Source organism: Photobacterium sp. DNB22_13_2, from assembly GCF_052873915.1.
This window is the reverse complement of sequence record NZ_JBNNXU010000286.1, coordinates 1-238: the sequence shown is the minus strand read 5'-3', so window position 1 is coordinate 238 and position 238 is coordinate 1. Positions and strand designations below refer to the sequence as shown.

1 pseudogene is annotated in these 238 nt (G+C 68.5%); it reads right to left on the bottom strand.

What is annotated here, in order from left to right:
* Positions 1-238, bottom strand: a pseudogene (locus tag ACVA58_RS28665) (hypothetical protein); the annotation flags it as partial.

The following is a 238-nucleotide window of genomic DNA, read 5'->3' as shown; positions in this document are numbered from 1 at the left end:
GCGCAAGGAAGGCGTGCAGCGGCACACCAGCAATCTTTGCGGCGGCATCCCAGATCGCCATGTCGAGTGTGCCGACGGCCACGCAGCGCTCGCCGTGGCCGCCGGGTTTCTCGCCCGCCATCATCGTGTGCCACGCGCGGAACGGGTCGAGATTGGTGCCAGCATCATCCGCCAGGCTGCCGGGTGATGCACGCAGCAGGCGCGGTGCAAAGCGCTCGCGAATCAAACCGCCCTGCGC